This window comes from Pseudoalteromonas sp. KG3 (assembly GCF_030436385.1).
In the GTDB taxonomy this organism is placed as follows: domain Bacteria; phylum Pseudomonadota; class Gammaproteobacteria; order Enterobacterales; family Alteromonadaceae; genus Pseudoalteromonas; species Pseudoalteromonas prydzensis.
In genome coordinates this window covers 1,062,666-1,089,341 of the sequence record NZ_CP098523.1, presented here as the reverse complement: position 1 = coordinate 1,089,341, position 26,676 = coordinate 1,062,666, and the positions used below count along the sequence as shown (strand labels likewise).

Genomic DNA, 26,676 nt, shown 5'->3' with positions numbered 1-26,676 from the left:
AAATGCTCGTTCCATGATCCGATCATTCGACCAAGAGTGATTAGAACAAAAAGGAACGAGCATGAACAAGTTAGTTGAAACGTACTGTGATGTCGATGATTTTTTAAAGTTATTTTTCCCAAGCTGGCAGCGTATATTGCTCGAAAATGGTGAAATTAAACGTCGAAGAGCATGCCGCTTATCTCCGTCAGAGGTGATGACTATTATCATCCATTTTCACCAGTCACATTCAGAGATTTCAAAAACTACTACCTTCACTATGTTTGCCGTCAACTTAAAGCCTATTTTCCAGAGTTGCTGAGTTACACAAGGTTTCTCGCGCTTATGCCTAGTGTGGTGGTTCCGATGTGCAGTTACCTCACATCAAAACTTGGCAAGCCCACAGGTATACAATTTGTTGACTCCACTAAAATAGAAGTGTGTCACATCATCAGAGCTAAAAGAAATAAAGTGTTTGAAGGCGTTGCTCATCATGGAAAAGGCACTATGGGTTGGTCATATGGATTCAAACTACACTTAATAATTAATCATTTAGGTGAGATTGTGGCGCTAAAGCTCACAACGGGCAATGTGGATGATCGAGAGCCTGTTTCTGATATGGCGGACTCTATCTTCGGAAAACTCTATGGCGACAAAGGTTATATCAGCAAAGCGCTCTCTGGTGAGTTACTAGAAAAAGGTGTCGAGTTAATCACGACGGTTCGAAAGAATATGAAGAAAAAATTTATTTCATTGTGGGACAGGGCTTTATTGAAAAAACGATTTATAATCGAAACGGTGAATGATCAATTGAAAAACATTTCTTACATTGAACACTCTAGACACCGCAGTATGCATGGCTTTATGCTAAATTTACTTGGTGGATTAATTGCCTATTGCCTAAAAGAGGAAAAGCCGTCATTAGATTTAACATCGCAAGAACTTGAAATTTTAGAGAGTAATAATCTAATGTTGGCTTAACCAGATCTCAGGTTAAGTACGTTCAATTAAAAGTGCAGCACGTCTGCACTTTTTGATGTAGGGAAATCAATTAGTTGATATTGTTAAATGTGCTACAAGAGTGCTAGTAAGTAACGTTAAGTTATTATTTTAATTTGCTTTTATTTTTAGTTGACAGGGTGAATATGAACACCGTAATTATTCTTTTAGGCGCCCCCAATAATAGCGATGGTAGTTTAACGGCGATTGCCAAAAGCCGATGTGATAAGGCGTATCAAATTTTTTTACAGCAGCCATATTGCAAATTGCTTTGCACCGGTGGTTTTGGCGCACATTTCAATACCACTAATATCGCACATGGCGATTTAACTAAAGCTTACTTGATCAAACTTGGCGTGCCTGCAAGTGCTTTTTTGCCAGTTGCGTTAAGCCGTTTTACATTTGAAGACGCGACACTTGCTCAGCCTATTCTAGCAAGCGCTGGGGCCAAAAAGGCCATATTAGTTAGCTCTGAATTTCACATAGCACGTGTACATTATGTATTTTCTCATGTTTTTCCGCACATTGAATTTATTTGCGAAGCTGCAATTACGCCATTACCAAAGGCAGAACTTGAACAACTGGTCGCCCACGAAGAACATGCTATGGAGCGTGAAAAAGTTAATGTGAAAAAACTATAAAACAGTGCAGGTGAGCAGCGTTAAACTTGCCTGAATCGTGCTTGTTGCAACGTTATTAGGTGCGAGTAGTAATGAAACGTCAGCGATTGTTGAATGGAAAGTGATATGAAATTAACTCACCAGCCACAGTGCCGACACCACTTATATTGAACAGTTCAACAGCAGAAAGTTAAGAAAACATTAAAGGTGAAGATTAATTAGTGAGTTAGAGCGCTTAGCGAAGGGAAATGACTATTTTCTAATAAAATTCTTATTCGCAGTTAAAACCGATTCGTACGAAACAAAAAAGCCGTTAGTAATGAATTACTAACGGCTTTTTAAATTATATAAGAAGCAATTATTTCACTTCTTTACCGGCGGCTTGTTGATCAGCATGATAGCTTGAACGAACAAATGGGCCTGAGGCTGCATGAGTAAAGCCAATTTCATCTGCATAGGCTTTTAAGCCATCAAACTCTGCTGGTGGCACGTAGCGTTTTACTGGTAAGTGATGCTTAGAAGGTTGTAGGTATTGACCTACAGTTAGCATGTCGACGTTGTGCTCGCGTAAATCACGTAACACTTCTTCGATTTCACTGATCTCTTCACCAAGACCAACCATTAACCCTGATTTAGTTTTCACTTCTGGGTGTGCTTCTTTAAAGCGGCGCAGTAGTTCTAATGACCATTTGTAGTCAGCACCTGGGCGGGCAAGCTTGTATAAACGTGGTGCGGTTTCAAGGTTGTGATTGAAAACATCTGGTGGCGTTTCAATTAAAATCTCGAGTGCGCGGTCCATACGGCCACGAAAATCAGGCACTAAAATCTCGATGGTGATTTTAGGGTTATGCTTGCGAATTTCGCGAATACAATCTGCAAAATGTTGTGCGCCGCCATCACGTAAATCATCACGATCCACTGAGGTGATCACTACATAGCTAAGCTTCATGTCTTTAATCGTTAATGCGAGTTTTTCAGGCTCAGCAGCGTCTGGCTTTAATGGGCGGCCATGGGCAACATCACAAAATGGGCAACGACGTGTACAAATTGCCCCTAAAATCATAAAGGTTGCTGTACCGTGGTTAAAACACTCTGATAGGTTAGGGCATGAAGCCTCTTCACATACTGAATGCAGGCCATGTTTACGCATGGCTTGTTTAATACCATCAATACGCTCGGTTGATTTAGGTAAGCGAATTTTTAGCCATTCAGGCTTACGCAACATCTCGTTTTTTTCAGTTGGTAATACTTTAACTGGGATCAACGCCATTTTTTCAGCGTCGCGCAGTTTTACCCCTGGTTCCATCTTGACTGGTTTATTCATTCGTTTTCAAACCCTTCAGTATACTTAACGGCTGTTGCATTAAGTTTTTTGATCATGTGTTTTACGAGTCCAGCACCTGCTTGCGCAAGGTCTTCTGGGCCGTTTAAGTCGGTTGTTTGCACCATGTTCATGCCTGCATAACCACAAGGGTTAATGCGCAAAAATGGGCTCATATCCATGTTTACATTCAGTGCTAGACCATGAAAAGAACAACCGCGACGAACGCGAAGCCCTAATGATGCTATTTTGCTGTCGTTAACATACACCCCTGGTGCATCTGCTTTGGCGTAGGCTGCAATGTTATACTCATTCAGAGTATCGATAATACACTCTTCAAGCCATGTAACCAGTTCTCGTACGCCAATTTTTAAACGACGTAGGTTAAATAATACATACATCATTTGCTGACCAGGTCCGTGATAGGTTACTTGACCGCCACGATCTACTTTGATCACTTCTATGTCGCCTGGGGCAAGTAGGTGTTCATCTTTACCTGCTTGGCCTTGCGTGAATACAGGCTCATGTTCAACAAGCCAGATTTCATCGGCATCCTGCTCAGTACGCACGTCGGTGAAGTTTTGCATTTTTTGCCAAATAGGCATGTAACGCTGTCTACCAAGTTGACGGACGATTAAGGTATTTTCGCTCACAGCTGACTCCGCTTAGCGCTTAAAGCATGTGTCGTACGTCATCAATTGCGCTGATCACGTTGTAAATTTCTTCAATATGAGCGCCGCTGGTAACGGTAACTACTAGGCTAACTGACTCGTAATTGCCTTTGCTACTCGGTTTTACTTTAGGAGCATAGTCGCCAGGTGCAATAGGTTGTAACTTAGTTAGAATTTGATCTGTTAAGTTGACGTTTGCCAACCCCATTACGCGAAATGTGAATGGGCAAGGGTACTCTAAATATTCATCAAATTTAGTATTTTCTACCGGTGTAGCCACGACGTTGACTCCTCATACTTAATGTGTGCTTAGTATTTTTTACTAAACAATAAACCGCTTCGATAATCTGTTCTCGACTGTGATAACAATGGAATAACTGCACTTTTTGCCGTTATTATTGCTAGCCAGATTATGTGTCGGTTAGATATGGGGCGCATTCTACCATTTTTAAAGCAAAAAAAAACGCCTTGCTTTGCAAGGCGCTTATATTATTTGGGTATGAATACCCAAGCCACCTCAAGATACAGAATTCAGCGTTTCACAGGTGCTTAATATCAAGGCGTTACTTTGCAAGAATGGCAATCCCTTTTAAGAAGTAACAACGATGAGAGTAAGTGCCTGTGAAACGCCCAACGGGTTGGTTTAAAAGCGATTTATACTGCGTTATTGATTTTAACAATAGAACCACTATTATTTGCAATCAATGCCTTGCCTAAATCGCTTTTAATTCCAACTGAAACTCGGATCTTGAGGTTGTTTGGGTATTACATTATTTGTAAACGTAGGTAATCATAAATTTTACTAAAGAAGCTACCTTCTTCAACTTCTTCAAGCGTTACCAGTGGATACTGGGCAATTACTTCGCCTTCCAGCTGTAAAGATAAAGTGCCTACCTTAGAGCCTTTAGCTAGTGGTGCTTCTAATACTTTATCAAGTGTGAAGTCCGCTTTTAAATTTTTACGCTGACCACGTGGAATAGTGATTGGTGTGTCTTCTAAAATACCTAGCGATACGTTTTCTTTATTACCCATCCAAATACGTTGTTCAGCAAAGCTGTCGCCTGCTTTGTATGGTGTAATTGTTTCAAAGAATCGGAAGCCATAGTTAAGTAGTTTTTTGCTTTCTACTTTTCGGGCACGTTCGCTTGTGGTTCCCATTACAACAGCAATTAAACGCATATCGTCTTTTGTTGCAGAGCTGACAAGGCTGTAACCTGCCTCTGATGTATGGCCAGTTTTAATCCCGTCAACGTTTAAGCTTTCATCCCATAACAGTGAGTTACGGTTATATTGTTTAATGCCATTAAAAGTAAATGACTTTTTGGCATAAACTTCGTATTCATCCGGTACATCACGAATAAGAGCAGCTCCTAAAGTTGCCATATCGCGTGGTGTTGTGAAGTGCGCGTCAGTATCTAAGCCGTGGCTATTAATGAAGTGAGTATTGCTCATTCCAAGCTTTTCAGCATGGGCGTTCATTAAGTCTGCAAAGGCGCTTTCGCTGCCGGCGATATGCTCAGCCATTGCAACACAGGCATCGTTACCTGATTGCACAATAATACCGTGATTTAAATCATCAACACTAATTTGCTTACCCACTTCGATAAACATTTTTGATGATTCAGGGAAGTTTTTCGCCCAGGCTTTTTCGCTAACCGTCACCATATCGGTCGGTGCAATGTTACCTGCTTTGATCTCAGTGCCGATCACATAGCTGGTCATCATTTTAGTTAAGCTTGCAGGTGCTAAACGAGTGTCTGGTTCGCCTTCGGCGATTACTTTGCCAGTGGTAAAATCAACAAGAAAATAACCTTTTGCATTAACTTGAGGCGGGGCAGGGATGATTTGGGCGGTCGCTGAGAAAATGGCAGCAGAGCATACTAAGCCGCACACACCGTTGAGAATTTTGTATTTAATAGATTTCATCATACTCATTAATGGTTAAAGTTAAAGATTCGCGTTACTCTATTCTATACCCAAACGCCCCCGAGATGCGAGCATCGTTTTTAAACTCTCTGGGCGTAGTTTGGGCCTTAGTCTTATTGACTGTAAAGTAAGAACGCGTTTTGAAATTGATCCAGTTTTAATTTTTCAAGCACTTGCTGAGCTTGTTCAGCGTCTTTAATTGGCCCTAAACGCAGCCTATAAATTGCATCTTTTTCCACAATATTTGTGGGTAAATGGTATTGCTGGCGCAAAGTGTACGCTAATGCTTCAATATTTTTTAAGGTACTGCCAGCCGCGACTTGAATATAACTCAAACGCTCAGTCGAATCCGCCATCGTAATGGCTTCTAGCTTAACCTTGGCTGTACCATGGTGGTAGTAGCCCAGTTTATAAGCCGCTGCGTAAGATAAATCGATTAAGCGATCATCATGAAATGGGCCTCGATCGTTAACACGCACAATCACGGATTTACCGTTACTGGTATTGGTTACTTTTACAAAACTAGGTAGCGGCAGTGTTTTATGCGCTGCGGTCATCGCAAACATATCATAAACCTCACCATTAGAGGTGTGATAACCATGAAATTTACGGCCATACCAAGAGGCAGTGCCTTCAGCGGTATACCCTGTTTCATCCAGCATAGGTGTGTAGTTTTTGCCAAGTACTGTGTATGGGCGTCCTGCGCTGGCGCTTTTGGAAACCGGCACAACCACCGCATCTTGCATTTCTAATTCGGTCGGGACGCGTAGCGGTGCCGCATCATGGCGCATACTATAGCGGCTACTGTGATCTGTTTTACTGCCAGAGCTGCTACACGCAGCCAATACTAGCATTAAAGAACTAAGTGAGATTAATTTTACTAAGTACTGCATTATTTTAGTAACATCCTTTTATCCGTAGCGATAGACATAATAATGCCAAATCCAGCCATTAGCGTAACCATGGAAGTACCGCCATAACTTATCAGCGGAAGTGGTACACCAACAACTGGCAGTAGTCCTGAAACCATGCCGATATTTACGAATACATAAACAAAAAAAGTGAGAGTAAGAGCGCCGGCTAATAGCTTACCAAAAGCGTCTTGCGCATTTACCGCAATATATAAGCCGCGGCCAACAATAAATAAATACATGCACAATAATAAGCACACGCCAAATAAGCCAAACTCTTCGCTTAATACTGAAAAGATAAAATCGGTATGGCGCTCAGGTAAAAACTCTAACTGCGATTGAGTGCCTTGCAACCAACCTTTTCCTTCAATACCACCCGATCCAATGGCTATTTTTGATTGAATAATATGATAACCAGAGCCAAGCGGGTCGCTTTCAGGATTAAATAAGGTTAACACTCGTTGCTTTTGATAATCGTGCATGCCGTAGTGCCAAAAAGGCCAGGCAGCGAGTGCCACTAAAGCGCTTAAAAAGCCGATTAAGCGCCAACTTAAACCAGATAAAAACAACACAAATACACCTGAGCTGGCGATTAGTATTGAGGTGCCTAGGTCGGGCTGTTCTTTAATAAGCAGTGTTGGGATCATTACAATGGCAAAGCCAACCACCAAATGCATTGCTCTTGGTGGTAAATGATTACGGCCAATATACCAAGCGACCATCATAGGAACGGCAATTTTCATCAGCTCTGAAGGTTGAAACCGAGTAACTCCTAAGTCGAGCCAGCGCTGTGCTCCTTTTGAACTGACACCAAAAATTAACACGCCAACAAGCATCAATAAACCAACACAATACAGTGGAAAAACTAACCGCTTGAGTGTGGCAGGTGAAAATTGTGCTAATACAAACATACCAATAATTGCACCAGCCATACGAGTGGCGTGGCGGATCATCATGGCGTTATCTTGGCCGCTGGCACTGTATACAATGGCTAAACTGGCGACCATTAAGGTAAATAATGCCAGTAATAATGGCAGATCTAGATGCAGTTTATCCCAGATAGAACGTTTATCATCAAGCTGCATTATGGCGCCTCATTGCGTGCGATATTAACGGGATTAGCAGAGAAATAGTAATCCATTAGCTGACGGGCGATTGGTGCGCCCACAGTACTACCACCGCCAGTATTTTCAACAACGATTGATACCACAATTTGTGGGTCATCATAAGGTGCAAAACCAACATAAATTGCGTTGTCGCGGTGGCGCTCTTTTAGCGATTTTGCATCATAACGCTCACCTTGGGCAATACTAACTAATTGCGCTGTGCCTGTTTTACCAGCAGGGTCATAGTTCACCCCTTTAAATGCTTTATGAGCAGTACCGGTTACTTTTTTAACTGTATTATGCATCGCATCTAAGGCAATTTGCCAATGTTTTGGATCCTTGAGTATCACTGGTGGTTTTTCTTCATTGTTAATTTGTACCACTTGATTCTCTTGCTTGGCGACTTGAACTAAGTGAGGAGGGCGGTTGACCCCTTTATTCACTAAAATATTCAGTGCGTTGGCAATTTGCATTGGTGTCGCAGTCCAGTAACCTTGGCCAATACCCACTGAAATGGTATCACCGCGCCACCATGACTCTTTAAAGCGCGCTTCTTTCCATTCTTTTGACGGTAGAATTGCAGTGGTTTCTTCATGAATATCAATGCCTGTTAAATCACCAAAACCAAATTGCGCCATAAAATCGCTAATTTTAGTGATCCCTAACCGATAGGCAGTATCATAAAAGTAGGTATCGCATGATTCTTCAATGGCTTTGTAAACATCAACATGGCCATGGCCCCAGCGTTTCCAGTCACGCCATTTATGATCAACATTGGGAATTTGGAAAAAACCCGGATCCCAGATAGTTGTATTCTCGGTAACTAACCCTTCTTCTAGTGCCAAGATTGCTAAGTGAGGTTTGACTGTTGAAGCGGGAGCATAGCGCCCTTGGGTTGTACGGTTGATCAGTGGCCGATCTGGGTTTAATAATGCTTTGTAATTTTTGCTGCTTATACCATGAACAAATAAATTAGGGTCGTAGCTTGGGTTTGAATACAAGGCTAATACGCCGCCGTCTTTGGCATCCATAACAACCACCGCACCACGCATATCTTTAAAAGCATGTTGGGCAATTTGTTGCAGCCCAATATCCAAAGTCAGCACTAAATCGTGCCCTGGTTGTGGTGGTGTCATACTTAAGGTGCGGATCACACGGCCACGGTTATTTACTTCAACCCGTTGTGAGCCAACTTGGCCATGCAGTAACTGTTCATAGTATTTTTCTATCCCCAGTTTGCCAATATCATGGGTAGCGCGATAGTTAGTGCCTTGATCTTCTGATTCGAGTTTAGCGAGTTCTTTTTTATTGAGTTTAGCAACGTAGCCTAATGCGTGAGTTAGGGTGTCTGCAAACGGATAATAGCGAGCTAAGCGCGCTTCAATGCTAAATCCGGGGAATTTATGTTGATTGACTGAAAAACGGGCCACTTCAAGTTCAGTTAATCGGGCTTTTAATACCTGACTTTTAAAGCGACGGTTGTGCTTGATATCGTCAGTGAAGTCGCTTTTCTGCTGCTCTGAAATATCAATGTATTGTGTTAAGGCGGACAGTGATGCATCAAGATCGTCAACTTCTTCAGGAATAACCTCTAGGTTATAAACGGGTTTATTTTCAGCGAGTAACACGCCATTACGGTCGTAGATAAGGCCGCGATTAGGCGCAATTGGGATCACTTTAATACGGTTGTCGTTAGAACGAGTTTGATAATCTTGATGATCATCGACTTGAATAGTGTATAAATTGGAAAGTAATACCGCGACTAAAAGTGTAACAAACACAAACCCCACAAAAGCACGACGAGCAAACAGATTCGCTTCTGCTGAGTGGTCTCTAATTGTGGGTCTGTGTTTTCGCATAAGTAAGTGTTACTCGCGATGATACGGGTGGTTATTGTTTAAGCTCCAGCCTCTGTAAAGGCTTTCAGCAACAATAATACGCACCAATGGATGGGGCAGGGTCAAATTTGATAGTGACCATTTTTGTTCTGAAGCTGCTATGCACTCTGGTGCTAAACCTTCAGGGCCGCCAATTAGCAAACTGACATCGCGGCCATCCAGTTGCCACTTTTCCATGTCTTTTGCTAATTGGTGAGTATCAAGCGCTTTGCCTGTTACCTCAAGCGTCACAATACGATTGCCTTTAGGGATTGCGGCTAAGGTTTTTTCACCTTCAATATGCAAGATTCGTTTGATATCTGCATTTTTACCACGTTTGCCTGCGGGAATTTCAATTAACTCCAGCGCCATATCTTTTGGAAAGCGACGCTGATACTCAGCAAAACCCGTTTCTACCCACGCTGGCATTTTGGTGCCAACGGCAATCATCTGTATTTTCACGTATTACATCCAAGCTCTAATAAAATTAGTGAGCAATTAGCTCCATAGTTTTTCGAGGTCGTAATAGCTACGTGCTTGATCTTGCATTACGTGTACGATTACATCGCCTAAATCAACCAGTGCCCATTCACCATCTGTTTGGCCTTCATAACCAAGCGGTTCTTGACCTGCGTGACGAGCTTCTTTTGCTAAATGGTCTGCAATTGATAATACATGACGCTTTGACGTGCCAGAGCATACCACCATAAAGTCGGTGATGTCTGAGCTTGCAGTTACATCAATATTAACCACATCACGTGCTTTCATATCGTCAATTTTGTCTATTGCAAAGGCAAGTAGTTGTTTCGTATCCAAGGTGTTATCTCATTTAAAAGTGAATAGCTGTTATTTTATCACGCAACCAGTATTTATTCATCACTTAGATAAAGTTGCTGTGATTGAATATACTGACCCACGGCACTGGGTAGAAGTTCATTGTAATTTATACCCTTTTTTATCGCATCACGAATATCGCTAGAGGCAATGGCGAGTTCTTCGCCAGTTAAAAAGTATAATTTGCCGCCAGTATGTGCTGCAAGCTCTGTGCTATCGCTACATTCGGCTGCTTGTTGATAGGCTTTTAATTCACCACGGGCACTGCACTTAAGACCTGGACGCTGAAATACCACAATATGGCACAGCTGAGTAATTGTTTGCCACTGATACCACTTATCTAAGTTATTAAATGAATCCATGCCAATTAAGAACAAGATTGGCTGCTGAGGATATTGCACACGCAGTTCTTGCAAACTTAACAGTGAATAAGAAGGGCCGCTGCGGTGCAGCTCGCGTAAATCGAGCTGAAAATAAGGGTAAGGTGCAATGGCAGCATTGAGCATCGCAACGCGGTGTTGCGTGCTTATTCCTGGTGCTGCTTTATGAGCTGGGATTGCACAGGGCATAAAGTATAAACTTGTTAAATTAAAATGCTCGACACAATGCTTAGCCATATTGATATGGCCTAAATGAACGGGGTCGAAAGTCCCACCAAACAGTGCAATCATCATAAACGCCTAATAATTAGTTGAGCGGATGCGCAGGCAAAGGAAACGCCAATGGTTGGCAAAATACTAAACAAATATGTGCAAGTGCTTGATACGGTTTGACTAAATTACCTTGCTTATAACTGGCATCAAATTGGGCCAAAAGTTGGGTTATTTGTTCAAGCGTTGCAATTGATAAACGATTAAGCGCTTGTTGGATTGGCCCTTGCTGGTTTTTCCAGATCGCGTTTTGCTTAAATAAAGTCGCTAGTTGCTCACCTTGCTGTAAACCTAACTGTAGGGAAAGTAAGGTGTTTGCTTCTTTAGTTATGGTCCATAAAATACTGACCGCTTCGGTATTATCGCCTGCGAGTTTGTTTAATACCTTAATGGCTTGGCGGCTATTACCTTGCAGTAAGGCATCACTTAAATCAAAAATATCAAACTTGGCTTGATTTAAAAGCCCTTGTAATACTTGCTGTTGGTCGATCAGTGCAGTGCCATGTAATAACGACAGCTTTTCGAGTTCTTGAAAGCAAGCTAATAAGTTACCTTCGGTGGCATCGATCAAAGTACGTTTTGCATCGTTTTGCATATTTATTTGCAAACGCTGACATTGCTCGTCTAACCAACGGCTAAGGTGATTACCGGTGAGCGGGTAGCAAGGCACAAAAATACCCAGTTTATCAAGTGACTTAAACCACGCGCTGCGTTGGATATCTTGGCTTGCTTTGGCCCCTTTAACTATCAATACAGTATCAGGGTTATTCAAATCCAATAATTGCTTGAATGTTTGACTACCCGCAATTCCTGGTTTTTGGAAATTAAGGTCCAGCTCGATTAACGTACGGGCACTGAATAACGACATACTCTGATATTGAGCTATCAGTTCTTGCCAATCAAAGCCCGGCATTAAAGTCAATTTAACGACTTCATCAAAACCTTGCTGTTTAGCTGTTTGGCGAATTTGCTGGGCGCATTGCGCCACTTGAAAGGGTTCTTCACCAAACACTAAATAAAAAGGCTGTAAGCCTTTTTTTAATTCATTAGGTAATTGATTCGCATAACAGCGCATTACAGTTGCGACAGCTCTCTGGTGATACGACGGCTGGCTTGCATACGAATTTCATTAAGTAATAGTTCTAACTCTTTCGCTTTAGCAAGTGCGTTATCAGGATCGTCTTGGTAATTACGATACAACTCAAAACTTTGCTCAACGGCATCTTTACCTGGGCGCTTGAGTAGGTAACGGACACTATAAGCTAGCTCGTATTCAGCAACTTGGCCATTTTTAAATAATGACAGTGTTTGACGCTCTAAACGATCTTTATATAAATACAGTTGCGCTATGTTTTTCTTCGGCGTGTCGAGTAACTCTACTTTGCTTAATGTGAGTTCTTTTTCAAGCATCGCGAATAACGCTGATTTCTCATCATCACCGCTTAACGTTAGGGTGGTTAAATCATCAGGCAGGCTTGATGCTTTTTTAAGATGAAAGCCACAGCTTGATAATAAAAAACAGACTAGCGCTAAGGCTAGTCCGTTTTTAATGGCACGAATAGCAGCCATAATTAGTTAGCTACCACGTTAAGTAGTTTACCTGGTACGTAAATAACCTTGCGGATAGTAACGCCATCAGTGAACTTAGTAACATTGGCTTCAGCAAAGGCAAGCGCTTCAACTTGCTCTTTAGTTGCATCGGCTGACACAGTTAATTTAGCGCGTAGCTTACCGTTAACTTGTACGATGATTAGTTTTTCATCTTCAACAAGAGCTGACTCATCTACCACAGGCCAAGACGCATCTAAAATATCACCTTCTTTACCAAGCTCTTGCCATAATTGATGTGACAAATGCGGGGTAATTGGGGCAAGCATAATTAACAATGCTTCCAGTGCTTCATTGGCAATCGCAACATCTTGCTTGTCAGCTAAAGGGGCTTTTAACAATTTGTTAGAGATTTCCATGATTGCTGCAATTGCCGTGTTAAATGTTTGACGACGTTCAACATCATCTGTCACTTTAGCAATGGCTTTGTGTAGCTCACGACGTAACACTTTTTGCTCATTGTTCAAGGCTGCTTTATCAAGCGCTTGGAAGCCAACCATGTTTACGTCAACTGCGTATTTCCAAATACGTTTAATGAAACGATGTGCGCCTTCTACACCTGAGTCAGACCATTCAAGGGTTTGCTCTGGTGGCGCGGTAAACATCATAAATAAACGTACTGTATCTGCGCCGTATTGAGCGATAACTTGTTGCGGGTCGATACCGTTATTTTTCGACTTTGACATTTTGCTCATGCCAGATGAGAACACAGGTTCACCATCGGTTTTATGCCATGCTTTAGTTACGCGGCCTTTGTCGTCAGTTTCGGTTTCAACATCACTTGGTGAAATCCAAATATCGCCACCTTTTTCATCTTTACGGTAGAAAGTTTCAGCAAGTACCATACCTTGGCATAGTAAGCGCTCAAATGGCTCATCTGAGTTTACTAAGCCAAAGTCACGTAATAATTTATGGAAAAAGCGTGAATACAATAAGTGTAAAATTGCGTGTTCAATACCACCGATGTATTGGTTTACTGGTAACCAGTAGTTTGCAGCTGCTGGATCAAGCATGCCTTCGTCATGGCGAGGGCTACAGTAACGAGCATAGTACCACGATGACTCCATAAAGGTGTCAAAGGTATCGGTTTCATGAAACGCAGGAGCACCGTTTACAGTGGTTTTAGCCCACTGTGGGTCTGCTTTAATTGGTGAGGTTACACCGTTCATTACCACGTCTTCTGGCAAGCGTACTGGTAGCATATCTTCAGTGGCTGCAAGTTCATTACCGTCTTCATCGCTTAACATTGGGATTGGTGAGCCCCAATAACGCTGGCGGCTAACACCCCAGTCACGCAGACGGAAGTTTACCTTACGTTCACCCACACCAAGTGCTTCTAACTTATCGGCAACAGCATTAAATGCGTCGTCGAAAGCAAGGCCATCAAATTCACCTGAATTTACTAATACGCCTTTTTCAGTGAATGCTTCATCTTTTAAATTAACTTCAAGCTCTGAGCCTGCAGCAGGAGCAATCACTTGTTTGATATCTAAACCGTAAGCGGTCGCAAATTCATAGTCACGTTGGTCATGGGCAGGTACTGCCATAACCGCACCTGAGCCGTAATGCATCAATACAAAGTTTGCAACCCAGATTGGTACTTGCTCGCCAGTTAATGGGTGAGTAGCATAAAAGCCAGTCGCAATGCCTTTTTTCTCCATGGTTGCCATGTCAGCTTCAGCAACTTTGGTGTTTTTACATTCTTCAACAAAGCGTGCTACTGCATCGCTGTTTTTAGCCGCTTCTTGCGCGATAGGATGGGCTCCGGCAACTGCAAGGTATGTCACACCCATGAAAGTATCAGGACGTGTTGTGTACACGCTGAATTTTTCGTTGTTATCTGTGCGAGTAAACTCGATATCTAGCCCTTCAGAGCGGCCAATCCAGTTACGTTGCATGGTTTTAACTTGCTCAGGCCAATCTTCAAGTTTGTCTAAGTCATCTAGTAGCTCTTGCGCGTAGTCGGTGATTTTAATAAACCATTGTGGAATTTCTTTTTGTTCAACCACAGCGCCAGAGCGCCAACCGCGGCCATCAATTACTTGCTCATTAGCCAGTACTGTTTGATCCACCGGATCCCAGTTTACCGTAGACATTTTTTTGTACACTAGGCCTTTTTCATACAGCTTAGTGAAAAACCATTGTTCCCATTTGTAGTAATCTGGGTGGCAGGTCGCAATTTCACGATCCCAGTCATAACCAAAACCTAATTGCTTAAGTTGGGTACGCATGTAATCAATGTTTTCGTAGGTCCATTTTGCTGGTGCTGTTTTGTTTTTAATTGCAGCATTTTCAGCTGGTAAGCCAAACGCATCCCAACCCATAGGTTGCATGACGTTTTTGCCTTGTAAACGTTGGAAGCGAGAAACAACATCACCGATAGTGTAGTTACGAACATGACCCATGTGGAGTCGGCCGCTTGGGTAAGGGAACATAGAAAGGCAATAATACTTTTCTTTGCTCTCATCTTCAGTGGCTTTAAATACTTGGTTTTCTTCCCAGTAGGCTTGGACTTTTGACTCTATGTCTTGTGGGTTATATTGCTCTTGCATCTACGATTCCAGACTTCTTGCAAACTAATAAAAAATTGTCGATAGGATACCCCAAAAAAAGCGCTATTCACAGCGCCAAATTGGCGCTTTTTATAAATTCGCAACTAAATTAGTTTTCAGGGCAGGTTAACCTATACTGATCTAATCTGAGTGTTGATTTTTCATCATTTTTCTAGGAGCACACAATGGCTGATTATAAAACGTGGTTAACAGACTTGAGTACATGGTTAAAAGATGTAAAAGAACATGAGCTCAAGGATGCAATGGACAAGTTCATTGAATCTGAGCAGGCCCTCAAAGATTTAGGGCAAGAAAAACTAACTTTATACCGAGAATATTTAAAGCGTGATATTGACCATATCCAAGAGCATGATCAACACTATGATTCTCTTGCATGGCAAGAACTTAAAGAGTCTTTGTGGTTTGAGCTGTCGCACATTGAAGACAAAACTCAACTGGAGTGGCACGCATTAAATCAAGATTTTAAGCACAATGGGGTTTATCACCAAGGTGAATGGATAGCCATGGGCACATTAGTATGTAAGAATTGCCAACATAGTTATGATATTTACCACGCAACGCAAATTACAGCTTGCTCTGAATGTGGTGGTATTTACTTTAGCCGCAAGGCATTACAACCATAAATACATAGTGAGCAGTGCGTTTTATGTGCGCTGACACCACCCTAACATCAACGAATATGTTGGTATAAAAAGAAGTTAGAATGACGAAAAAACTGCTGCCATTATCTGTGTCGGCCCTTGCGCCGACAATTTCACTTAATCATGTGCAAACGTGCATGAACAATCCATACCCAGAAACGCTGACCTTCATTGGCCAACAACGTGCACAAAGTGCGCTTGATTTTTCACTGGGAATGGAACTACCTGGTTACAACGTATATGTAATGGGCGAGGCCGCTCATGGTCGTTTTACATTAGTAAAAGACAAGCTTGAAGCACACAGCAAAGGTCGGCCAACACCAAACGAATGGTTATACGTAAATAATTATGACGACCACCGTGAACCAATCGCGTTATTCATGCAAGCAGGTCAAAGTAAGCAACTTGCCGATGACATTGATTCATTTATCGACGAAGTACTGGATACCTTTCCGGCAGCGTTTGATAATCCAGCCTATCAGCGGAAAAAGAAAAAAATCGATCGTGAATTTAACGACGCCTACGATAGTGCAATTACCGAAGTTGAAATAGCAGCTTTGGAACAAAGCGTTGCCCTAATAGAAGAAAAAAGTGTGGTGGGGTTTGCCCCGCTTATTGATGGCAAACAGTTAAGTGATGCTGAATTTGCTGAGCTTGATGATGAATTACGTGAACAATTTTACGAAGTGATCGAAAAGCTCGAAGATGCATTAATCGAAGCACTGATTGAGTTACCACGTTGGAAGCGAGAATCTTCTGAAAAACTGCGCAATTTAAAAAAATCCACCGCAGAGCTGGCAACCAAACCATTACTTAAAGATCTTGAACACAAATACGCCGCCCATATTGGCGTACTGCGTTATTTAAAAGATATTCGCGTAGAAATTATCGATGCGGTGCTTGAGTGGCTTGATGACGAAGATGTCAGCGACGAAAACAAAGAAGACTTTGACCGTAAAGGTATGTTGACTGATTTTTTTGCGCCTAATATTTTAGTTGAGTTTAAAGAAGGTGATGCCGCACCTGTGGTATACGAGCCAAATCCGACCTTTGGCAATATATTTGGCAAAATAGAGTATGCGACGTCGCAAGGCTCGTTGATCACCAGTTACCGCTCAATTCAGCCTGGTGCATTGCATCGTGCGAATGGTGGTTATTTGATCATGGACGCCGAAAAAGTGATGGCTAACCCGCAAGTGTGGGATGGTTTAAAGCTATCGCTGAAAACCCACCAAATTAAAAATGATTTACCCTATCAAGACAGTGCCGTTGGCAGCAGTTTTACTCTACGCCCGCAGTTAATTCCGCTTGATGTGAAAATTATTTTGCTTGGCTCACGTGAATTGTATTACACCATTGGCGAGTACGACGAAGAATTTGCTGAGCTATTTAGAGTGCTCGCTGATTTTGATTATTACTTACCAAGCAGTGATAAATTACAGTATCAATTTATCACTAAAGTACTTGAGTATTGTGAAGGCACGCTAAAGTGCAGCTTAACGGAATCTGCGATGGCGCGACTGCTTAAGTTTAGTTATCGCCAAGCGGAGCACCATAATAAATTATCAGCGCGTTTTGCCGATGTATTAGAGTTAGTTGCAGAAGCAAGCTTTTATGCCAAACAAGATAACCTAAGCCTTATTGATGCGCATCATATTGATGAAGCTATTGAAGGTAAGCAATATCGCACTGGGCAAATAAGTGAAAACATGCTCAGTGATATTAAAGAAGGGCACACGTTAATTGCCACCGAAGGTCATGCGGTCGGTAAAGTTAACGGTCTAACGGTATTGCACATTGGTGATACGTCATTTGGTACACCGGCACGCATAACTGCCACGGTATATGCTGGCGCCGATGGCGTAATTGATGTTGAGCGCGAAGCCGAACTCGGCAAAGCCATTCACTCCAAAGGTGTCATGCTACTGACCGGTTATTTAGGTAATAAATATGCACAGCAGTTTAGTTTAACGCTCAGTGCTAATATCGCCATTGAACAAAGCTATGGTTACATTGATGGTGACAGCGCATCACTAGCTGAGCTTTGTGCATTGATCTCTGCTATTACAAGCTTACCTATCAGTCAATCAATCGCGCTGACCGGCTCAATTAACCAACACGGTGATGTACAAGCCATTGGCGGCGTGAATGAAAAAATAGAAGGCTTCTTTAAGCTGTGTAAAATGCGTGGTTTAACATCACAGCAAGGCGTCATCATCCCTAAATCGAACCAAGTTAACTTAGTGCTAGATGATGAAATTCTTAACGCGGTAGAGCTAGGTAAGTTCCATATTTACGCTGTTGAAACAGTTGACCAAGCGCTTAATTTATTGATGGATATAGCCGCTGGTGAACTTAAAGACGGACAATACCCAGAAAATTCAGTCAATGGGATTGCTTTAGCGCGATTAAGTGAAATTGCCGATATCGTTAATGGCGATAACGACGAAAAAGAACACGAGAAAGAGTGATTATGATCAATATTGTTTTGGCGATAATTATCGCCATTTTATGTTTTTTAATTTTTAAAAATAGTAAGAAATTAAAACAACAAGCACTTGCTAACGCACAAATTGAAGCGGATTTTTTGCGTGCGAATAGCCAGGTTGATGGGGTGTTTGAGACGGCATCGGGCCTGCAATATAAAGTTGTGCACCGCAGTGACAATGAAACTAAACCTAGCCCAACGAGTATGGTGAACGTGCATTACCATGGCACTTTAGTGGATGGCACTGTGTTTGACAGTTCAGTTGAACGTAATAGCCCGATCAGCTTTGGCTTGCACCAAGTGATAAAAGGTTGGACTGAAGGCCTGCAATTGATGAGTGAAGGGGATAAGTTTACTTTTTACATCCCTCATCAACTTGCCTATGGCGAAAAGCGAGTTGGCAGTATACCTCCTGCCTCGTTACTTATATTTGAAGTTGAATTACTTAAAATAGAGTCTTAGTTGAAAATAAATGGCGAAATAAATACATTCGCCATTTTAAACACCGTTTACATGGCTTCTAGCTTGATACCGCGTGTTTCTTTTATATATTTAACAATAAAAAATACGCTAATAAAGGCCGATAAGGCATAAAACCCATAGGCACCCGCTAATCCAATACTACCGAGCATAATCGGGAAGGTCATAGTAATGGTAAAGTTGGCAAGCCATTGTGCACTTGCTGCAACAGCTAAAGCAGCACCACGAATACGGTTATTGAACATTTCGCCTAACAGTACCCATACAACAGGTCCCCAGCTTAAGCCAAAAAACACCACAAAGAGATTCGCCATAATGAGTGCGAACGTGCCCATGTTTTCACTTAGTGCCAGTTTACCTGCTGCATCGAGGCCTGCGCTACCAAAGGTATAAGTCAATGCGCTTAAACTAATAAACATACCAATACTACCTACTAGTAATAATGGTTTTCTGCCGACTTTATCTATCAGTGCAATTGCAATAAAAGTAGATAAAATATTGGTAGTACCTGCTAATACATTGATAAATAAAGATTGCGATTCATCAAAACCCGCTGCTTGCCACAGCTCAGAGCCGTAATAAAAAACCACATTAATGCCCACAAATTGCTGAAAAACAGATAAGGCAATACCGACCCACACGATTGGGTGTATTTTCTTTTTACCATCAATAAATAAGTCACGAATACTCGGTTTTTTATCGCCATGCAGTGACTGTTTAACATCGTCTATTTGTGATTGAGCATCCTCATTGGATATTTTACCAAATACCGCTTTGGCTTTATCTAATTGGCCTTGGGCAACTAAATAACGCGGCGACTCAGGTATAAATAATACCCCCAGCAGAAATAATCCCGCAGGGACTAGCTCAGCCCAAAACATCCAGCGCCAAGCCGCCAGTTCAAGAATAAAAATACCTTCAGCGCCATTTGCCGCCGAAGCGATCAAGTAATTACTTAAAAAAGCAGCAAATAAGCCAAGTACAATCGCTAACTGTTGCAACGTCGCTAAGCGTCCACGTAAAGCCGCCGGTGCGACTTCAGCGATGTAAGCGGGCGCTAACACCGATGCTGCGCCAATACCTAAGCCACCAAATAGACGATAAAAAATAAATTCTGCGGAGCTGTCAGCAATGCCCGAACCAAACGCGCTAATGGCAAATATAACTGCAGTGATGATCATGATTGAGCGGCGGCCAAATTTATCAGCAAGTGGGCCCGCAGCGAGCGCACCAAGTGCACAACCCAGTAATACCGACGCAACATTAAAGCCTGTTGCTACACTGCTTGAGTTAAACGTTTTTCCAAGTGCCGACACCGTTCCGTTGATAACTCCGGAGTCAAAGCCAAATAAAAAGCCACCAATTGCTGCAACGCCAGATATGAATATAACATAAAGTAGAGAATGGCAGCTTGTTGGTGAAGTATGATTCGGGCTATTGATCTTGCCCGACGATAAAGGTGTTGTCATGGTGATATACCTGATTATTGTTGTTGCGAATTATATTGTTGAAAATGATTTTATCAGAGCTGACCCTTTCATAACTAATATTAAAGTTATTATTAAGCACTTCAAGTAAACCTGTCAGTTCGCAAGTTTGACCATGCTGGTTACTTGTACATATTTAAACGCTCATTATTAAAGCCCAATATACCCAAGTCATCTCAAGGTGCTAACCCCGCATCTTGGGTATACTAGCCGCTTTTAGTCTTTGGGTAATTAAGGAGTTGGTTATGTCATACAGCAATGGATGAGGCTGATGAAATAGTGCTTAAGCTTTTTTATTTTATGCCGATACCTTTATTAGGACCATTTCAGGATGAAATAATGAAAATATCACCAGCCATAAATTTGCCTAAAGCTGAGGGCTTTCAAACGAATAGTGATAAGCGATTACAGCAATCCCAAGATGATGAGCCTAAATATACGCTGTCTGAGTTTTTAGATGCCAAAGCACAACAATACAGCGATGAAGATGCCAGTTTTGCAGGCCAATATGAAAACTTAGAAAAAGTATACGACGATTTAGAGCAAAAGATTAATGTGCTGCAAGAGCAAATTAGTAAGCTCAAACAAAACCCAATCCAACGCCATCTGCAGCTAGAAAGTGGCACTGCAGAGGTGGTTAAACCTGAACAAAGCAAAGTACAGCAAAGTTTAAATATTCAACCTGAGCACACCGGCGTCAAGCGCTACAGAGAATCCCAGCAACAAGAGCAAGTAGATATCTTGCTGCACCAGCTTAATGAACTGCAATCTAAGCAAGCAGAAGTTAAGCAACAGATGATGGATATGGTTATTACTGAGCTCAAAAAGCGAGGTAACGAAGAATATAAACTTTAATCTGCAGCTGTTGCTTTATTAGTAAACGCTATTTGTTTTAACTCTATTTTAAAATTACCTTGTTGTTTCTTTGCGATCATCAGGCCTAACTGTTGAATATCATTAAAATGTAACGTTGCTTGCTGCTCTAAGATTTTACCACGGTAAGTGAGACTAAAGTCAGTTGGTGAGAATGTAACGACTTGCCATTGATCTTTTAATGTTGCAAATGAGGTTGTATACGCTGGTCCGTCTAGGAACTGACTCGTTCTTAAGCGAAGTTGATACGTTTGACCATCTCCTTTTAACCGTAAAGATATGAGATTGGCGTTTTCTTTATTGGTGTTTATTGTTGTGCGTATTGAAGCAAAGCCCCCATTATTTTCAAGAGAAACGTGGCCTGTAAAAATTAAGCTATTATCCTTCTCATAAGCTTGGCTGGTCGATAAACCTCCCATGACTGAGTCATTAACTATTTGCCAATGCAGAGTTAAATCGCCGGAACCTGATAGTAACAGCAAACTAGTTGTAGGGTTTGTTTTCATTTTTTATCGCAAAGCTTTGTTTTATAGATAAGCTCAATAATACGTATGTTTAGATAAATTGATCATTTTTTTAATAGGGAAAGCATGAATTCAGATAAATTTTTTAAATGGGTATGGAACTTAAATGGAATTATTTTATTAGTCGGGGTTTTAATTGCTACTGCGTTAATTTCAGTCCAACTTGTTACAACAGTATTTAATGATAACGACGTTGAGCCACCGGCATTAAATTTAGCAGATGATAAGAACGAAGAAGAAAAGTGGCGTTTGGGCTACCCGCGAAGAGTAGGAGAAACGGACTTTTATTATATAGAGCTTGAGTCTGAAAAGTTAACGGTTGAAGCAAGCATTCAAGCTGAAGCGGAGGTTCGTGCAATGTTCTCTTCGAAATACAAGCCAACACGCTCAAAAAATGTGATGTTTATCAATGGTAAAACAAACTATGCAAATTGGCTTTTTGATACGACAGATCAGTTGATTACTGATATTTCTCCATTGTATTTATCTGAATTTGATTCGCAGTCAAAAGCGGCGGGTATTGCCTACCATGTTATTAAAAACGACACAAATAACGACGGCCTTTTAAGCAACGAAGATAAAAGCACTTTTGCGTTAAGCAAAATTGATGGCAGTGGCTATAGCGAGGTTCTCACAGGCTACGACCGCATTCTTGAGTACACTGTTAATGAACAAGGTGATATGTTTATGTTGTTTATCGATAATGCTGACGTGTTTTCAATGCTCGTTGATTTAACTACATTTAAAGTGATTGATAAAAGGCAGCTACCTAAAGTAGGCTAAATATAGCGGCTAACTGTTATTGCTCATGAACGTTATTTACACTCTGTTACAGTAATTTGTCGAACAAAGCTGCAATCCATTTTTATGTTGTTATGATGATATAAAATAACAACATAAGGATGGTTAAGTTGAAATTACGTACTTTTTTAACCGCAATAGCAGTAGCAGTGTCACCGGCAATCTCATCGGTGGCTCTAGCTTACGAAACACACGACACGCGCTTATTGCGTTTCCCTGATATTCATAAAGAATCAGTCACCTTTGTGTATGCCGGTGATATTTATATCGCAGATATAACAACAGGTAACAGCACGCGCTTAACTGATCATATTGGTTTTGAAACCTTCCCGAAATTTTCTCCTGATGGCAGTAAAATTGCTTTTTCAGCGCAATACAATGGCAGCCGCCAAGTGTATGTAATGAACCGCGACGGCTCACAGCTAAAACAGTTAACTTACTACAATGATGTGGGTGTGATGCCACCGCGTGGCGGATTTGACTATCGTGTGCTTGATTGGACGCCAGACGGTAAGCATATCGTATTCAGAGCTAATCGGACACCATACGGTAAGCGTGTCGGACGTCCTTACATGGTGCCTGCTGATGGTGGCTTAGAGCAGCCATTGGCCATACCTGAAACGGGCGGCGGCATGCTATCGCCTGATGGCAAGCAGTATTTATACACCCCCATTGACCGCGAGTTTCGTACTTGGAAACGCAGCCGTGGTGGTCGTGCGCAAGATGTCTGGATTTATAACTTAGAAAATAATACCTCAAAACAACTAACCAGTGGTCCTGCTACTGAGCAGCAACCGACCTGGGTGCACGACAACATTTACTATGTTTCTGATAAAGAATACACCTTAAACTTATATAAACACCAAGACGGTAAAGCGCCTGTAAAAGTCACTAACCACAGCGAGTTTGATGTACTTTGGCCATCGGCAGGGCCTGATGCCATAGTGTATGAAAATGGCGGTTATTTATATCGCTTTGATGATGCCACTGGACAAACACAAAAACTGACTATTAATGTGCAGGGTAACCGTGAATACACTATGCCTTATAGCAAAAATGTAGCCGGTTTTATTGATTCAATGGATGTATCTCACGATGGCAAACGCGTGTTATTTAGTGCCCGTGGAGAGTTGTTTTCAGTGCCTGTTAAAAATGGCCCAACCCGTAATTTAAGCCAGACGCCAAAAGGACGAGAGATAGCAGCTTCTTGGTCGCCAAACGGTCGCTATGTGGCATATATGAGCGATGAAAGCGGCGAATACGAAATTTATATCCAAGACCGAGCCAATAACAACAAGGTAAAACAACTGACCAGTAATGGCACTATTTGGCGTTTTGAGCCAGTTTGGTCTCCAGATAATAAAAAATTAATGTTTGCCGATCTAAATCACAGCTTATGGTGGCTTGATATAAAAACCGGCAAGCAGCATAAAATTGATACCGCAAAGTATGAAGAAGACGGTTTAACCACCTATATTTGGTCACCAAATAGTGAAGATATTGTGTTTGTTAAAAATAACGAGAACCGTTATGCATCACTGTGGCATTACAATATCAAAGAAAAAGACCTGACTCGCTTGACTGACGATATGAGCAGTGAGAGAAACCCTGCGTTTTCGCCGGATGGTCAACAATTGTATTTTACCTCTGAGCGGGACTTTAACTTAACTTTTAGCAGTTATGAGTTTGATTATATGTTTAATAATGCCACGCGAATTTACGCGGTTGCAGTAAACAATAAAATCAAACCGTTGAATGCCCCGTTGACTGATGAAACCAGTATTGTGGAGGACAAGCAAGACGAGGCCTCATCTAAAGCGCCGAGTAATCATATTGATGGTAAAGGTTTTATGCAGCGTGCGGTGGCACTCAATGCGCCCGCTAGTAACTACGGCGTATTAAGCGGTGTTAAAGATGGGGTGTTAACCTTATCTGGCGATGAGTTAAAGCTTATCCCCAATGCCGTTGATGGCGAGATTGCCACTGTTGCTGGTGGTGTTAGTAGCTATAAAGTGTCAACAAATAGCGAGCATATTATTGCGCGTGCTGGCGATAACTACAGTGTTATTGTGCCTGCGACAAAGCAAGATTTAAAAGCTACGCAACTTAACCTTGACGACATGGTACTGAAAATTGATCCACAAACTGAGTGGGCACAAATGTACCGCGAAGGCTGGCGGACATTACGTGATTGGTTTTATGACGAAAATCATCATGGCCAAGATTGGGATGCGATTTTAAAACGTTATCAGCCAATGGCGGATGCAATTGCACACCGCGCCGACCTTGACTATGTGCTAAGCGAAATTGCCGGCGAGATTAACTCTGGGCATATTTATGTCAATTCTGGCGATATGCCAACGGCTACTCGTTTACAGCATGGCTTATTAGGCGTAGAAATTAGCGCGCATAAATCAGGCTTTGTGAAAATTGAGAACATTTTTAAAGGCGAAAACTGGCACGAAAACTTCCGTTCACCACTAAACGAGCCGGGCGTTGACGCAAGTGTTGGCGACTATATTATTGCGGTTAATGGTCGCTCAGTAAAAGAGGTGGTTAACTTTTATGAGTTACTTGAAAACACTCAGGGCAAACCTGTTGAGTTATTACTCAGTAAGTCAGCAAGTGTTAAAAATAGCTGGAAAGTGTCAGTTAAACCAGTGGCAAGCGAAACAGGTTTACGCTATTTACAATGGACGCAAAGTCGCGCTGACTATGTAGATAAACTCTCTAATGGCCGAATAGGGTATGTGCATTTACCGAATACTCATTACGAAGGTAACCGGTCACTGTTTAAAAACTTCTTACCGCAAACAACGAAAGAAGCCATGATCATTGATGATCGTTACAACGGCGGTGGTTTTATTCCTGAACATATGATCACTTGGCTGGCACGTAAGCCGCTTAATTATTGGAAACGTCGTGGTGTTGAACCGACTAAAACGCCACAGTTTGCGCATGATGGACCAAAAGCCATGTTGATCAATGGCTACTCAAGTTCTGGTGGTGATGCATTGCCGTATTACTTTCGCCAAGCTGGCTTAGGTAAACTCATTGGTACTCGTACTTGGGGTGGCTTAATTGGTATCTCAGGTAATCCAAGTCTTGTTGATGGTGGCTCTGTGATTGCCGCTACCTTTAGAATACTCGATAACGACGGTAATTGGATCATCGAAAATGAAGGCGTAAGCCCAGATATTGAAGTGATTGACCGTCCAGAGCTTATTCATGCAGGACAAGATCCTTCGGTTGAGCGTGCAGTTAAAGAGCTACTTAAAGAACTAAACGCGAACTCGAAAAAACCATTGGTTGTGCCACTGGCACCAACCGAGTTTGGTAAGTGATCAGTCAATTGTTATTACTAAAAAGCCAGCGTTTGCTGGCTTTTTTATCTATTTTTTACACTGAAGTTTTGTAGGTCGCAACGGATAGTGAAAATTGTATTAAATATACTTCATTAATTTAATCTTTAAACAACTCATCTAATTTAAAATACGCTACACCAGAGCCTGACTCAGCACTCAGCGCGCACATTTTTGCTGCAACTTGTTTGCCCGTGATAGGGCGGTATTTTCTTAAACCAGGTAGCATACATAAAATTGGCAACAATACACTGCCTAGCTTTTCACCAATACGAAACTCATTATTACGCTCGCCAAGTAATAACGATGGCTGAATAATGCTAATTTGATCAAATGCTAAAGTTTTAACCGTCTGTTCCAGTTCACCTTTCATTTGTAAATAGGCGTTACCACTATTGGCATTTGCACCACTGGAGGACACGAGCAAATAATGTTGTACGCCATGTTTTACAGCAAGCTCAGCGACTTTTAATTGATAATAAAAATCCACCTTACGTTGAGCGGCAATAGAGCCCGCGGCTTTTTTGGTGGTGCCCAAACATGAAAATAAAATATCTGCTTTAAACAGTTGCGCATGCTGGGCTAAGTGATCAAAATCAACCACATGATTAATCACTTTTTCATTTTTGTATGGTGCAGGGCGGCGAGTGAGGGTAATTACTTGGCTGATATGTGCTTGGTCAACGAGTTGCTTAACTAATTGGCTGCCGACTAAGCCTGTTGCGCCAATAACGATTGCGGTTTTGCCTATACGTATCTCACCGTGTTTGATTAAATAGTTGAGTAAGCATTGTTATGGATATTTACCTTTAAAACAATCTATTAGTTTTCCACGAGAGCAATTTTTTAAATAGCAAAGCTAGTAACTTAAACATTAATCATGGCATTATAAGTTAATCTTCCTCAGTAGATTAAAGGGGAGCCTTATCAAATAATGACAATAAA

The 26,676-nt window shown here is 41.7% G+C and carries 23 protein-coding genes and 1 pseudogene; 8 read left to right on the top strand and 16 right to left on the bottom strand.

Translation table 11 applies throughout. The features are described from left to right. Positions 1-61: 61 nt before the first annotated feature. A pseudogene (locus NDQ71_RS05230) lies at positions 62-960 on the top strand (IS982 family transposase). A gap of 164 nt (positions 961-1,124) precedes the next feature. Then, positions 1,125-1,619 (top strand): YdcF family protein, encoded by a 495-nt coding sequence (locus NDQ71_RS05225; protein ID WP_192540742.1) that lies wholly within the window; start codon positions 1,125-1,127, stop codon positions 1,617-1,619. A gap of 337 nt (positions 1,620-1,956) precedes the next feature. Here the strand turns inward: NDQ71_RS05225 and lipA are convergent, their stop codons facing one another. The 13 genes from lipA to leuS all read right to left on the bottom strand — a co-directional run bounded on the left by lipA (position 1,957) and on the right by leuS (position 15,054). Further along, positions 1,957-2,922, bottom strand: coding sequence for a lipoyl synthase (gene lipA / locus NDQ71_RS05220; protein ID WP_064667533.1), 966 nt, complete (start codon positions 2,920-2,922; stop codon positions 1,957-1,959). After that, positions 2,919-3,572 (bottom strand): lipoyl(octanoyl) transferase LipB, encoded by a 654-nt coding sequence (gene lipB, locus NDQ71_RS05215; RefSeq protein WP_084448221.1) that lies wholly within the window; start codon positions 3,570-3,572, stop codon positions 2,919-2,921. The genes lipA and lipB overlap by 4 nt, the downstream gene beginning before the upstream one ends. 19 nt (positions 3,573-3,591) lie before the next feature. Then, a complete protein-coding gene (gene ybeD, locus NDQ71_RS05210; protein WP_064667532.1) occupies positions 3,592-3,870 on the bottom strand; it encodes a DUF493 family protein YbeD in 279 nt (92 codons plus the stop codon). Positions 3,871-4,355: 485 nt separating this feature from the next. Beyond that, on the bottom strand, positions 4,356-5,516 hold the full coding sequence (locus tag NDQ71_RS05205; RefSeq protein ID WP_192540743.1) for a serine hydrolase: 1,161 nt from the start codon (positions 5,514-5,516) through the stop codon (positions 4,356-4,358). Positions 5,517-5,629: 113 nt separating this feature from the next. Continuing rightward, positions 5,630-6,409: a septal ring lytic transglycosylase RlpA family protein gene (locus NDQ71_RS05200; RefSeq protein ID WP_064667531.1), complete on the bottom strand. Its 780-nt coding sequence runs from the start codon at positions 6,407-6,409 to the stop codon at positions 5,630-5,632. After that, positions 6,409-7,515, bottom strand: a complete 1,107-nt coding sequence (gene rodA, locus NDQ71_RS05195; RefSeq protein ID WP_192540798.1) for a rod shape-determining protein RodA — start codon at positions 7,513-7,515, stop codon at positions 6,409-6,411. Before rodA ends, NDQ71_RS05200 begins: the two co-directional genes overlap by 1 nt. After that, positions 7,512-9,392: a penicillin-binding protein 2 gene (mrdA, locus tag NDQ71_RS05190; protein WP_192540744.1), complete on the bottom strand. Its 1,881-nt coding sequence runs from the start codon at positions 9,390-9,392 to the stop codon at positions 7,512-7,514. Before mrdA ends, rodA begins: the two co-directional genes overlap by 4 nt. 9 nt (positions 9,393-9,401) lie before the next feature. Then, a complete protein-coding gene (gene rlmH / locus NDQ71_RS05185) occupies positions 9,402-9,872 on the bottom strand; it encodes a 23S rRNA (pseudouridine(1915)-N(3))-methyltransferase RlmH (RefSeq protein WP_182718128.1) in 471 nt (156 codons plus the stop codon). 36 nt (positions 9,873-9,908) lie between these two features. After that, complete coding sequence (rsfS, locus tag NDQ71_RS05180) at positions 9,909-10,226, bottom strand: ribosome silencing factor (protein ID WP_064667527.1); 318 nt, start codon at positions 10,224-10,226, stop codon at positions 9,909-9,911. Positions 10,227-10,279: 53 nt separating this feature from the next. Then, positions 10,280-10,915, bottom strand: coding sequence for a nicotinate-nucleotide adenylyltransferase (gene nadD / locus NDQ71_RS05175; protein ID WP_301562654.1), 636 nt, complete (start codon positions 10,913-10,915; stop codon positions 10,280-10,282). Positions 10,916-10,931: 16 nt separating this feature from the next. Next, on the bottom strand, positions 10,932-11,969 hold the full coding sequence (holA, locus tag NDQ71_RS05170) for a DNA polymerase III subunit delta (RefSeq protein ID WP_064667525.1): 1,038 nt from the start codon (positions 11,967-11,969) through the stop codon (positions 10,932-10,934). Continuing rightward, positions 11,969-12,463: an LPS assembly lipoprotein LptE gene (gene lptE, locus NDQ71_RS05165; RefSeq protein ID WP_064667524.1), complete on the bottom strand. Its 495-nt coding sequence runs from the start codon at positions 12,461-12,463 to the stop codon at positions 11,969-11,971. The genes holA and lptE overlap by 1 nt, the downstream gene beginning before the upstream one ends. A gap of 2 nt (positions 12,464-12,465) precedes the next feature. Next, entirely contained in the window at positions 12,466-15,054 is a 2,589-nt protein-coding gene (gene leuS, locus NDQ71_RS05160) for a leucine--tRNA ligase (RefSeq protein WP_192540745.1), read from the bottom strand. Positions 15,055-15,239: 185 nt separating this feature from the next. On the opposite strand from leuS, the gene NDQ71_RS05155 reads away from it, so the two are divergent. The 3 genes from NDQ71_RS05155 to NDQ71_RS05145 all read left to right on the top strand — a co-directional run bounded on the left by NDQ71_RS05155 (position 15,240) and on the right by NDQ71_RS05145 (position 18,666). After that, entirely contained in the window at positions 15,240-15,698 is a 459-nt protein-coding gene (locus NDQ71_RS05155; protein WP_064667522.1) for a zinc ribbon-containing protein, read from the top strand. Between the two features lie 80 nt (positions 15,699-15,778). Next, complete coding sequence (locus NDQ71_RS05150; RefSeq protein ID WP_064667521.1) at positions 15,779-18,187, top strand: Lon protease family protein; 2,409 nt, start codon at positions 15,779-15,781, stop codon at positions 18,185-18,187. Between the two features lie 2 nt (positions 18,188-18,189). Then, positions 18,190-18,666 (top strand): FKBP-type peptidyl-prolyl cis-trans isomerase, encoded by a 477-nt coding sequence (locus tag NDQ71_RS05145; protein WP_192540746.1) that lies wholly within the window; start codon positions 18,190-18,192, stop codon positions 18,664-18,666. Between the two features lie 47 nt (positions 18,667-18,713). Here NDQ71_RS05145 and NDQ71_RS05140 read toward each other — a convergent pair whose 3' ends face one another. Next, positions 18,714-20,153, bottom strand: a complete 1,440-nt coding sequence (locus NDQ71_RS05140; RefSeq protein ID WP_225736486.1) for a sugar porter family MFS transporter — start codon at positions 20,151-20,153, stop codon at positions 18,714-18,716. Positions 20,154-20,510: 357 nt separating this feature from the next. Here NDQ71_RS05140 and NDQ71_RS05135 point away from each other — a divergent pair, with 357 nt between their 5' ends. Next, positions 20,511-21,026: a hypothetical protein gene (locus tag NDQ71_RS05135; RefSeq protein WP_301562372.1), complete on the top strand. Its 516-nt coding sequence runs from the start codon at positions 20,511-20,513 to the stop codon at positions 21,024-21,026. Here NDQ71_RS05135 and NDQ71_RS05130 read toward each other — a convergent pair. After that, entirely contained in the window at positions 21,023-21,550 is a 528-nt protein-coding gene (locus NDQ71_RS05130; RefSeq protein ID WP_283710485.1) for a CIA30 family protein, read from the bottom strand. The genes NDQ71_RS05135 and NDQ71_RS05130 overlap by 4 nt on opposite strands. A gap of 84 nt (positions 21,551-21,634) precedes the next feature. Here NDQ71_RS05130 and NDQ71_RS05125 point away from each other — a divergent pair, with 84 nt between their 5' ends. Together NDQ71_RS05125 and NDQ71_RS05120 are read left to right on the top strand one after the other, a co-directional pair. After that, a complete protein-coding gene (locus NDQ71_RS05125) occupies positions 21,635-22,351 on the top strand; it encodes a hypothetical protein (protein ID WP_301562371.1) in 717 nt (238 codons plus the stop codon). Positions 22,352-22,470: 119 nt separating this feature from the next. Beyond that, positions 22,471-25,713, top strand: coding sequence for a S41 family peptidase (locus NDQ71_RS05120; RefSeq protein WP_301562370.1), 3,243 nt, complete (start codon positions 22,471-22,473; stop codon positions 25,711-25,713). A 118-nt stretch (positions 25,714-25,831) separates the two neighbouring features. On the opposite strand, the gene NDQ71_RS05115 is transcribed toward NDQ71_RS05120, so the two are convergent. Continuing rightward, positions 25,832-26,482, bottom strand: coding sequence for an NAD(P)H-binding protein (locus NDQ71_RS05115; RefSeq protein ID WP_064667515.1), 651 nt, complete (start codon positions 26,480-26,482; stop codon positions 25,832-25,834). Positions 26,483-26,676: the final 194 nt, after the last annotated feature.

Bases quoted from the DNA above. Each gene is read 5' to 3' on its own strand.
- NDQ71_RS05205 (WP_192540743.1), bottom strand. From the start codon at position 5,516: ATGAAATCTATTAAATACAAAATTCTCAACGGTGTGTGCGGCTTAGTA.
- NDQ71_RS05140 (WP_225736486.1), bottom strand. From the start codon at position 20,153: ATGACAACACCTTTATCGTCGGGCAAGATCAATAGCCCGAATCATACT.
- nadD (WP_301562654.1), bottom strand. From the start codon at position 10,915: ATGATTGCACTGTTTGGTGGGACTTTCGACCCCGTTCATTTAGGCCAT.
- NDQ71_RS05130 (WP_283710485.1), bottom strand. From the start codon at position 21,550: ATGAAAACAAACCCTACAACTAGTTTGCTGTTACTATCAGGTTCCGGC.
- leuS (WP_192540745.1), bottom strand. From the start codon at position 15,054: ATGCAAGAGCAATATAACCCACAAGACATAGAGTCAAAAGTCCAAGCC.
- NDQ71_RS05225 (WP_192540742.1), top strand. From the start codon at position 1,125: ATGAACACCGTAATTATTCTTTTAGGCGCCCCCAATAATAGCGATGGT.
- mrdA (WP_192540744.1), bottom strand. From the start codon at position 9,392: ATGCGAAAACACAGACCCACAATTAGAGACCACTCAGCAGAAGCGAAT.
- NDQ71_RS05145 (WP_192540746.1), top strand. From the start codon at position 18,190: ATGATCAATATTGTTTTGGCGATAATTATCGCCATTTTATGTTTTTTA.
- NDQ71_RS05155 (WP_064667522.1), top strand. From the start codon at position 15,240: ATGGCTGATTATAAAACGTGGTTAACAGACTTGAGTACATGGTTAAAA.
- NDQ71_RS05120 (WP_301562370.1), top strand. From the start codon at position 22,471: ATGGTTAAGTTGAAATTACGTACTTTTTTAACCGCAATAGCAGTAGCA.
- NDQ71_RS05150 (WP_064667521.1), top strand. From the start codon at position 15,779: ATGACGAAAAAACTGCTGCCATTATCTGTGTCGGCCCTTGCGCCGACA.
- holA (WP_064667525.1), bottom strand. From the start codon at position 11,969: ATGCGCTGTTATGCGAATCAATTACCTAATGAATTAAAAAAAGGCTTA.
- NDQ71_RS05135 (WP_301562372.1), top strand. From the start codon at position 20,511: ATGAAAATATCACCAGCCATAAATTTGCCTAAAGCTGAGGGCTTTCAA.
- lipA (WP_064667533.1), bottom strand. From the start codon at position 2,922: ATGAATAAACCAGTCAAGATGGAACCAGGGGTAAAACTGCGCGACGCT.
- lptE (WP_064667524.1), bottom strand. From the start codon at position 12,463: ATGGCTGCTATTCGTGCCATTAAAAACGGACTAGCCTTAGCGCTAGTC.
- NDQ71_RS05200 (WP_064667531.1), bottom strand. From the start codon at position 6,409: ATGCAGTACTTAGTAAAATTAATCTCACTTAGTTCTTTAATGCTAGTA.
- NDQ71_RS05125 (WP_301562371.1), top strand. From the start codon at position 21,635: ATGAATTCAGATAAATTTTTTAAATGGGTATGGAACTTAAATGGAATT.